General features: G+C 67.2%; 7 protein-coding genes and 1 pseudogene. 4 read left to right on the top strand and 4 right to left on the bottom strand.

Features of this window, described 5'->3' with window-relative positions; genetic code table 11:
* From B4A72_RS08395 to B4A72_RS08410, 4 genes are all read left to right on the top strand, one after another.
* A partial coding sequence (locus tag B4A72_RS08395) for an ABC transporter ATP-binding protein (protein WP_292978324.1) occupies nucleotides 1-1305 on the top strand: 1305 nt, incomplete at its 5' end.
* Nucleotides 1302-2525 carry a glycosyltransferase gene (locus B4A72_RS08400; protein ID WP_292955430.1) on the top strand — a complete coding sequence of 408 codons (1224 nt, stop codon included), beginning with the start codon at nucleotides 1302-1304 and terminating at the stop codon, nucleotides 2523-2525. The genes B4A72_RS08395 and B4A72_RS08400, both read left to right, overlap by 4 nt.
* A 30-nt stretch (nucleotides 2526-2555) precedes the next feature.
* The gene (gene cysS, locus B4A72_RS08405) at nucleotides 2556-3974 is read left to right on the top strand and encodes a cysteine--tRNA ligase (RefSeq protein WP_292978326.1); all 1419 of its coding nucleotides are present in this window, start codon (nucleotides 2556-2558) and stop codon (nucleotides 3972-3974) included.
* Nucleotides 3975-4022: 48 nt separating this feature from the next.
* Complete coding sequence (locus B4A72_RS08410; RefSeq protein ID WP_292978328.1) at nucleotides 4023-4793, top strand: squalene/phytoene synthase family protein; 771 nt, start codon at nucleotides 4023-4025, stop codon at nucleotides 4791-4793.
* Between the two features lie 58 nt (nucleotides 4794-4851).
* On the opposite strand, the gene B4A72_RS08415 is transcribed toward B4A72_RS08410, so the two are convergent.
* The 4 genes and pseudogenes from B4A72_RS08415 to B4A72_RS08430 all read right to left on the bottom strand — a co-directional run.
* Nucleotides 4852-6195 (bottom strand): cytochrome P450, encoded by a 1344-nt coding sequence (locus B4A72_RS08415; RefSeq protein ID WP_292955421.1) that lies wholly within the window; start codon nucleotides 6193-6195, stop codon nucleotides 4852-4854.
* Nucleotides 6192-7361, bottom strand: coding sequence for a hypothetical protein (locus tag B4A72_RS08420; protein ID WP_292955418.1), 1170 nt, complete (start codon nucleotides 7359-7361; stop codon nucleotides 6192-6194). Before B4A72_RS08420 ends, B4A72_RS08415 begins: the two co-directional genes overlap by 4 nt.
* A 55-nt stretch (nucleotides 7362-7416) precedes the next feature.
* The gene (locus tag B4A72_RS08425; RefSeq protein ID WP_292955415.1) at nucleotides 7417-8100 is read right to left on the bottom strand and encodes a M48 family metallopeptidase; all 684 of its coding nucleotides are present in this window, start codon (nucleotides 8098-8100) and stop codon (nucleotides 7417-7419) included.
* A 148-nt stretch (nucleotides 8101-8248) separates the two neighbouring features.
* Nucleotides 8249-8430: pseudogene (locus B4A72_RS08430) on the bottom strand (VWA domain-containing protein); the annotation flags it as partial.

An 8430-nucleotide genomic window follows, 5' to 3' on the forward strand; every position in this document is an offset into this window, starting at 1 on the left:
GAGCCGATGACCTCGCTGAACCCGCTGCACACGCTGGAAAAGCAATTGTCGGAAAGCCTGGCGCTGCATCAGGGACTGAGGGGCCAGAAGGCGCGGGCGCGGATCGTGGAACTGCTGAACCGCGTCGGCATCCGCGATCCCGAAAGCCGGCTGGCCGATTATCCGCACCAGTTGTCGGGCGGGCAGCGCCAGCGCGTGATGATCGCGATGGCGCTGGCCAACGGCCCCGACCTGCTGATCGCGGACGAACCGACGACGGCGCTGGACGTGACCATCCAGGCCCAGATCCTGGATCTGCTGGCCGAACTGAAAGAGGCCGAGGGCCTGTCGCTTCTGTTCATCAGCCATGATCTGGGCATCGTGCGGCGCATCGCCGACCGGGTCTGCGTGATGAAGGATGGCGAGATCGTCGAACAGGGCCCGGTCGAGGCGATCTTTGCCGATCCGCGGCACGAATACACCCGCAAGCTGCTGGCGGCCGAACCGACCGGACTGGCCGATCCGGTCGCGCGTGGCGCCGAGGTGATGGTCGAGACCCGCGATCTGAAGGTCTGGTTCCCGATCCAGCGCGGGCTGCTGCGCCGGACAGTCGGTCATGTAAAGGCCGTGAACGGCGCCACCCTGCAGGTCCGCAAGGGCGAAACCCTTGGCGTGGTGGGCGAATCCGGCAGTGGCAAGACGACGCTGGCGCTGGCGATCATGCGGCTGATCGACAGCGAGGGGCCGATCCTGTTTCTGGGCCAGGACATCGCCGGCTGGTCGGCAAAGCATCTGCGCCGCCTGCGCCGCGACATGCAGATCGTGTTCCAGGATCCCTTCGGCAGCCTCTCGCCCCGGATGACGGTCGAACAGATCATCGCCGAGGGTCTCAGCGTGCACGGGGTCGAAAAGGGCCGCAACCGCCGCGAGATGGTGGCCGAGATCATGGTCGAGGTCGGTCTGCGTCCCGAAATGATGCACCGCTATCCGCACGAATTTTCCGGCGGCCAGCGTCAGCGCATCGCCATTGCCCGCGCCATGATCCTGCGGCCCAAGGTCGTCGTTCTGGACGAGCCGACCAGCGCGCTGGACATGACGGTGCAGGTCCAGATCGTGGCGCTTCTGCGCGATCTGCAGGCGAAATACGGGCTGACCTTCCTGTTCATCAGCCATGATCTTCGGGTGGTTCGCGCCATGTCGCATCAGATCATGGTGATGCGTGCGGGCGAGGTCGTGGAACAGGGCGAGGCCGCCCGCATCTTCGACGATCCGCAATCCGATTATACCCGCGCGCTGCTGAAGGCGGCCTTTCCCGACCGCTCATGAAGATCCTGTTCGTCCATCAGAATTTCCCCGGCCAGTTTCCGCATCTGTCGGGCGCGCTGGCCCGGCGCGGCCATCAGGTTCTGGCGCTGACGGATGAAAACAACGAACGCCCCAGCCCGGTGCGAACCGTGCGCTACAAGGCGCCTCGGCCGGTCGAGGGCGGCAGCGTTCTTGGCCGCACCTATTCGACGATGGCCGAACGCGGGCTTCTGGCGGCACGCGGCGCGCGGGCGCTGCGCGATCGGCACGGCTTTTCGCCCGACCTGATCATCGGCCATTCGGGCTGGGGAGAGACGCTGTTTCTGAAGGAAATCTGGCCGCAGGCCCGGCTGCTGGTCTATGCCGAGCTGATGTATCGCACCCAGGGCCACGATGTCGGATTCGATCCCGAATTCCAATCGGGCAGCGACGAGAGCCGCTTCATGACCGTCGCCCGTTCGGCGCATCTGATCCAGGGCATCGCGCAGGCCGATGCGGCCATCGCGCCGACGCGGTATCAGGCCGACAGCTTTCCGCCGGACCTGCGCGGCAAGATCACCGTGATCCATGACGGCATCGACACCGCGCGCGTGAAGCCCGATCCCGAGGCATGGCTGCAATTGCCGGGCCTGCCCCGGATGGCGGCCGGGGACGAGATCGTCAGCTTCGTCTCGCGATCGCTGGAGCCCTATCGCGGGTTTCACATCTTCATGCGCGCGCTGCCCGACCTGCTGGCGGCGCGGCCGCGGGCGCGGGTCGTCATCGTCGGCGGCGATGGGGTCAGCTACGGGGGGGCGCCGCCGGACGCGCGAAGCTGGAAGGAGAAGATGCTGGCCGAACTGGGCGACAGGCTGGATCTGTCCCGCGTCCACATGGTCGGGCGGCTGGCCTATCCCGATTACCTGTCGCTGATCCAGATCGCGCGGGTGCATTGCTATCTGACCTATCCTTTCGTGCTGTCCTGGTCGCTGACCGAGGCCATGGCTGCGGGCGGCTATGTCGTGGCCTCGGATACCGCGCCGGTCCGCGAACTGGTCCGTGACGGAGAAAACGCCCGTCTGGTGCCCTTTTTCGACGTGCAGGCGCTGTCGGCCGCGCTGATCCGGGGGTTGGAGGGCGATCGCGATGCGGCACGGCTGCGGCAGGCGGCGCGGCAGACGATCCTTGATGGCTACGATCTTCAGCGCATCAGCCTGCCGCGTCAGATCGAATGGGTGGAAAGACAGGGGGCGATGGGCTAGATCCCGCGCCAGTCAGGCAAGAGGCGCAACATGGTCGAGATCCGGCTGACCAATACCCGCACCCGCAGGAAAGAGGTTTTCACGCCTCTGGATCCGGGCAATGTGCGGCTGTATCTGTGCGGGCCGACCGTCTATGACCGCGCCCATCTGGGCAATGCCCGGCCGGTCCTGGTCTTCGATCTGCTGGTGCGTCTGCTGCGGCATGAATATGGCGCGGACCATGTGACCTATGTGCGCAACGTCACCGACGTGGATGACAAGATCAACGCGCGCGCCGCCGCGACCGGCCGTCCGATCCGCGAGATCACCGAGGAGACGCTGGGCTGGTATCGCGCCGACATGGACGCGCTTGGCGCCGAGCGCCCCGATCACGAACCCCGCGCGACCGATTACATCGCCCAGATGATCGCCATGATCGAGGCGCTGATCGGCAGCCGCCACGCCTACGTGGCCGAGGGACACGTGCTGTTCGACGTGCGGTCCTATCCCGGATACGGGCGGCTGTCCGGACGGTCGGTCGATGACATGATCGCGGGCGCCCGCGTCGAGGTCGCGCCATTCAAGCGCGATCCGATGGATTTCGTGCTGTGGAAACCCTCGGATGCGGACCAGCCCGGCTGGGACAGCCCCTGGGGCCGGGGGCGGCCGGGCTGGCATATCGAATGTTCGGCCATGTCGGCGGCGCTGCTGGGACCGTCCTTCGACATTCATGGCGGCGGGATCGACCTGCAATTCCCCCATCACGAGAACGAGCTTGCACAAAGCTGCTGCGCCCATCCGGATGCGGATTTCGCCCAGGTCTGGCTGCATAACGAGATGTTGCAGGTCGAGGGCCGGAAGATGTCGAAATCCCTCGGCAACTTCTTCACCGTCCGCGATCTGCTGGACCGGGGCGTGCCGGGCGAGGTGATCCGCTTCGTGATGCTGTCCACGCATTACCGCAAGCCGATGGACTGGACCGAGGCGAAGGCGGAGGAAGCCGGGCACATTCTTGAGGGTTGGTTTAATATGACAGATGGTGTGGAAGCGACTTCCGCGGCTGATCCTTTGTTCATGGAGGCGCTGGCCGACGACCTGAACACCGCTGCTGCGCTGACGCGGCTAAGCGTGCTGTCAAAACACGGACAAGCGCCGGCGCTCAAGGCGAGCCTGAGAGTGCTCGGTTTTCCTGATGCGGAGGACATTGACTGGTGGCGAAAGGAGATCGTCACGCTGCCTGTCGTGGGATCGACCGGAAATACGCCCCTTCATCTAGAAGTGATCGGGAAGCTATTAGAGGAAATGCAAGAAGCCCGGCTCGCCAAAGACTATGCGACCGCTGACAAGCTAAGAGAAGCGATGGTTGAAGCCGGGCTTGGTGTCAAAATCGGCGCCACGGGACCATCCGCGACCGTGCCCAAAGGATTTGATGTGGGTCGATTGAAGGAACTCATTCAACAGGCTGAGTGATGGACTCCTTCAATCCGGCTGCGCCTCCGACAATCGACAGACAACAAAATGACCCTTGAAACCTGCACCGAAACGGTTCGCGCACAGGACCCCGACCGCTTCGGTGCAACGCTTGTGGCGGCACCCGGCGACCGGCCCGCGCTGATCACGCTTTACGCGCTGAACCTCGAGATCGCCCGGGCGCCGCTGCAATCGGCCGAACCGATGCTGGCCGAGATGCGGCTGCAATGGTGGAGCGACAGGCTGGCCGAGATGGGCAAGGGCACGCCGCCGCCCCTGCATGACGTGCTGAGCCCGCTTTGGGAGGCGTGGGGTCGCGATGCCGGGCCGCTGGCCGGGCTGGCCGAGGCGCGAATCCGCGATTGCGCGCGCGAGCCGCTTTCCGCGCCCGAGGCTGTCGTGGCCTATGTCGATGACACGGCGGGGCGGCTGATGTGGCTGGCCGCGAAACGGCTGGCCACGCCCGACAATGCGCGCCGGGTCGTGGCCGATCACGCGCTTGGCGCGGGGCTGGCGGCCTGGTTGCGCGCGCTGCCGCAATTGCAGCCGCTGGGGCTGGGGTTGGCGGGTGCGCGGCCCGAGGAAGCACAGCGCCTGGCGGTACTGGCGCAAGAGGCGTTGCGCAGGGCCTCGCGCATGCATCGGGCGGTGCCGAAGCGCGCGACCGCGGCGCTGTATCCCGGCGTCCGGGTGCCGCGGCTTCTGTCCGAAATCGCCGCCGGACGGGTGGACCCGTTCGGGGCGGTGCCCGAGATCACGCCGTTCCAGCGCCGCGCCTCGCTGGCGCGGCTGGCGCTGACCGGGCGCTGGTGGCGTTGATCGCGCCTTTCCCCAGGCCATCGCAGCCTTCGAACCGTCCCCCTTGCCGAAGATCGACCTATGCGCCGTTGCGACGTTCCAGCCGGATCAGGATGCCGTCGCGTCCACGCACGGTCAATCGGGCGATGGGAACGGGCGGCCGGCTGCCGGGCGACAGCCGAAAGGCGGCGGTGATTCGGGCCAGCATGACCACGCCCTCCAGCATCGCCATGCCCGCGCCGGGGCAGGCGCGGGGGCCGGCCGAGAAGGGCAGATACGCATCGCGCGCACTGGCCTTGCCGGCATCGGTCTGCCAGCGGCCGGGATCGAACGCGTCGGGCCGGTCCCACAGGCGTTCGTGGCGGTGCAGGTGCCAGGGCGAGACGACCAGCTGTGCGCCGGGCGGCACGGGGCGGTCGCGGAAGGTTTCGGGGCGGCTGGCCGCGCGCACCATCATCGGCACGGGCGGATAGAGGCGCAGCGCCTCGCGAAAGACAGCCCGGGTCACGGGCAGCCGGCTGGCGGCGCTGAAATCGCAACCAAGCACGGCGCCTTCGGCCGCCACGCGGTCCTGCCAGTCGGGATGCGCGGCCAGCAGCCACAGCGCCCAGGCCAGGGCGGCCGCGCCGGTTTCGTGGCCGGCCAGAAAGAACACCGCCACCTGGTCTGTCATCTCGGCGGCATCGAAGCTGCGGCCTGTCTGCGGATCGGGCGTGGTCATGATCTTGGTGGCCAGATCGTCGGGCGGATCACCCGCGGCAATCGCGGCCAGCCGTGCCTGGACCAGATCGCGGATCAGGGTCCGGATGCGATCGGCGGTCCGGCGTGTGCGGCGCGAATGCGGGCGTGGCATCCAGCGCGGCAGCGGCAGCAGCGCCGCCAGATTGATGAGCGGCTGTCCGGCCTGATGGGCGCGGAAGGCGGCAAAGACCTGGGCCGCAACATGATGTTCGATTGGCAGGGAAAACAGCGCGCGGAAGATCACGTCCGCCGCGCCGTGGCTGCATAGCGGCTCGATATCGGTTTCGCCGGGTTCAAGCCGGTCCACCATCGCGCCCGCCGCAGCCCAGATGGCCGGGAAGGTCTGGCGCAGGCGGCCGCCCTCGAAGGCCGGGTCGATGATGCGGCGCTGGCGGGCCCATTGGGTCCCGTTGGTGATGAAGACGCCATCGCCCAGAAGCGGGCGCAGCCCTTCGGCCAGGCGGTCGGATTTCGGGAAATCGCCGGGCCGGTCCTGAAGGATCAGGCGGATCAGCGCCGGATCGTTGCAGAAGAAGCTGTGGATCAGCGGGTTGCGGTATTCCGCCATCCAGCCGCGATAGAGCCGCTGCGGCAGGCCCGACAGCAGATCGCGGCGAAAGGCGCGGATCAGGCGGGGCAACGTGCCCTTCGCGTCGCCGGATTGCGGGCGCGGCGGAATCACGCGCGCCTGCCCACAGGTTTCGCGATCCGGCCCGGCGAATGGCCGCGCCCGCCATATCGCTGCGCCAGCGTCAGCGGACCGGCGGTGATGGCGAAATAATCGTATCCGTCGGGTCGGTCGAAGGCATGGAGATACTGGAAATGCAGCCGGAACCAGCGTCCGCGCAGCCGCCGGCGCGTTCCGGGCAGCAGGGTTCGACTGAACGCGGCCGAGATGACCAGCGGCCATCGCTGGTCCGGACCCGCGACGCCGCTGACGGCGACCGGGTCGCAGAGGCCGAAACAGCACGCATCGCCCGGTGCGCTGACATCCAGCCAGAAGATCGCGGGGCTTTCCGACAGCAGCGCCAGATCGGCGCGCAGGCGGTCCGCACGCGGCAGAAGCGAGACCATCGGCACGACATGGCCCAGTGTCAGCAGCGACAGGGCAGGACGATGGCCGGGGCTGCGTCGCAGCAGGTCGGCCACCACCGTCACGGCGAGATAGGCCCCCGAGGAATGGCCGACGACCAGCACTTCGTCCACGTCCTGGGTCAGCGCGGCGCGGAGGCGGTCGGTAAAGTGGTCCAGACGGGTTTCCAGCGCCGGCGCATAGGCGCCGCGATGCTGCGCGGCAAAGGCGAAATCATGCATCAGGTATCGGGCATAGAGCAGGTGATCGAGGCGGCGAAACACCAGCAGCGTCAACCATGCCAGAACCAGCCCCGCCACGAAGCCCGCGATCCCGCCCACCAGCCATGCGGCAAGCCATGCCAGCAGCAGCGCCGACAGCATTTGCAGCACCAGCACCCCGACCGGGTAGAGAATGGCCAGGACCGGGCCCTTTCGCAGCCGCACCAGCCGCGACAACGTGCCCGATGCCGCATAGATCCACGCCGTCCGCGCCAGTTGCAGATAGGGCGCGATGACGCCGCCCCGCATCGAGGAGCGGACCAGATCCGCCCAGGGCAACACCTCGACCTGCGAACGGATCCGGGCGCCGGGAAAGGAAGCCTGGACATGCCAGCCATAGCCCGCGATCCCGGCGCCAGGGCGCAACCGGATCCGATAGCCCGAGATTGCGGCCTGGGCGGCGCTTTCGCGGCGATAGATCTCGCGGTAGCGGCGGGCGGGGAAGGGGTCGAAGCCCGGCAGATACAGGGTGATGCGGCGAAACGGGCGAGTCATGCTGCGGCCTTGTTGTGCCCGGGCAGAATAGGCGAACGGGCCGGGGCGGCAAGCGTCAGGATCGCCAGCGCGCCTCGTGCGCCTCGATTGCCGCGATCCGCTGCGCCGTCGGCGGATGGGACAGGAACCATGCGGGCGCCGGCGCAGCCGTGCCGCCGGTGAGGCCGTCCAGCTTGCGAAACAGCGATTTCTGTGGGTCCGTCCCAAGGCCCGCGCGGATCATCAGCGCGCTGGCGAAGCGGTCGGCTTCGAATTCGTCCTGCCGCGACAGACGGGCGGCGACGGCGCTGGCGACCATGTTGGCGATCCATGCGCCAACCCCCGGCAGGAACCGTCCCAGCACGCCGGTCAGAGCCAGCCGGATCGCGTTCTGGCCGGCAAAATCGATCATCCGCCGCCGCGCATGACCATGCGAGACGTGGCCCAGTTCGTGCGCGATGACACTGGCCAGTTCCTCGGGTGTGACCTCGCAGGCATCCAGCTTGCGGATGAAGCCGCGGGTCAGGAAGATGCGACCGTCCGGCGCGGCAAGGCCGTTCACTGGCTCGATCTCGTAGATATGGGCGCTGACCGGCGGCAGGTCCATCGCCTCGCCCAGACGTTTCAGCATCGGCGACAGGCGGGGATGTTGCAGCGGCGTGGATTTCTGGTTCAGGTCCTGTTTCAGCCGCCATGCGGAAAAGAACCACATCAGCGCCATATAGGCGAAAAGCAGCAGGATGGGCGTCAGCTTCAGCATGAGTCCAATCTGGGGGCTGATCGCCCTTCGCGCCAGCACTTATCGCGCCGCGCACCCCAAGATCGCCGCTGCGCTTTCGGTCTTGTGATATCGGCGACTGATCCGCCATGCCATCAAGCGCCGGGTTGCGAGCCTCGGCGAGAGCCTGTCATCCCAGAACGCGCATCGCCCCTGTCAGGCCCTCCAGCGTCAGCGGCATCATCCGGTTTTCGAAGATGCTGCCGATCATGGCGATGGATTGCACATGGCGCCAGTGGCTGTCTGGAACCGGGTTCAGCCAGACGTGATCGGGCCAGGTTTCGCAGAGACGGCGCAGCCAGACCTCGCCGG

It is taken from the genome of Paracoccus sp. UBA5162, assembly GCF_002413585.1.
Taxonomy (GTDB): Bacteria; Pseudomonadota; Alphaproteobacteria; order Rhodobacterales; family Rhodobacteraceae; genus Paracoccus.